Source organism: Candidatus Magnetobacterium casense (genome assembly GCF_019173545.1).
Lineage (GTDB): Bacteria > Nitrospirota > Thermodesulfovibrionia > Thermodesulfovibrionales > Magnetobacteriaceae > Magnetobacterium > Magnetobacterium cryptolimnobacter.
The window spans coordinates 1-1177 of sequence record NZ_JABXWD010000739.1 but is presented as its reverse complement, the minus strand read 5'-3'; the positions used below and the strand labels follow the sequence as shown (position 1 = coordinate 1177).

General features: G+C 54.4%; 1 protein-coding gene. It reads right to left on the bottom strand.

What is annotated here, in order from left to right:
- The coding region (locus tag HWQ67_RS19190; protein ID WP_218254300.1) for a hypothetical protein at positions 1-1149 on the bottom strand (1149 nt) is incomplete at its 3' end.
- Positions 1150-1177: the final 28 nt, after the last annotated feature.

Here is a 1177-nt window from a genome sequence, read left to right as displayed (position 1 = left end):
TCGGTCGGCCTCAAGTTCGATAATCAGTAGTCGCCGCCCCCGGTTCTTCCCCTCCTGCTTGATGTCTTTGTAGATGTATCCCTGTGCCCCGGTGTGCGACTCTATCTCCCACCGCCTTGGTTTCCACCTGGCGTCCATGTCAAACAACTTATCCATGAACGTTTTTGGGTCTTTGAACCGCCCCGCGTCCGTGTCAAATACGAATTTCTTGATAGACTCCCGAGGCTGGCCGCCGACTAGCATCGCGTTCCGGCTACCCGTCTTGACTAGCTTCAACTCACTGAACCCCCCAGGATCGATCATCCCGTAAAGCGGGATGTCCTCGACCCGGAACTCCTCCTTGTCGTCCTCACAGACTATCCAGAGTTCGGGCCCGGTTTCGCCCTGCCGATTATCGAACCTGTAGTATCTCAGCCAAGAGATGTCGAATTTAGTCAAGGGGTTGTCCGTTCCACGGGGCGAATTTCTATGTTGCGCCCAATACACCATCCGTTTTTCGGGGTTAGCCGCCATGTCAATGTAGTGCTTCGTCGAAAACACCTCCGGCCAATTCGACTCCAACTCGCCGACATCCGGGTTATTAATATACGTGATGTTGTCCTGATTGACCAGGGACGAGTCTTTCTGGCAGGACACAACGTGCCACTTGTATTCCGGGTAGAACCCCATGAGACAGATTGCCCAATCGCCCGGCCCCCAATGCGTCCCTTTTAGCTTGATCCGACTAGGATTAGGCATACCCATGTCCGGCTGGACAAGCAGTTCTTCCACGTTATCAAACCATCTCAAGGCGTCCTCAAGGACGACGGCACTCTCGGCCCCCTTTTCACCCACAATGTCATCGGCGTCTAAGATGTCATAATGCCCGCCCTGTTGTGCCCCCCGGATTCCGGTGACGGAGAACGTCGGTTCGGGGTAGATTCCAAGATGGGGGAGGTCGAGATACAGGCTCGACCAGCGGTTGGCCCGAGTGTATCCGATGTCAATGAGCTGGAGTTCGGGATATAACCACCGGAGTCGGGCGTTGTGAAGTATTTGCCCGCCCATGAACATCATCCACTTCGAGGCTGTGTCTATTTTCTCGGACGCGATAGACACCCTGATTTCGTTGTTTTGGAGGTATTCCCAGATGTTCCCCCACTCCGTCAAGGCTGTGGTTTTTCTCCAATAACGGGGA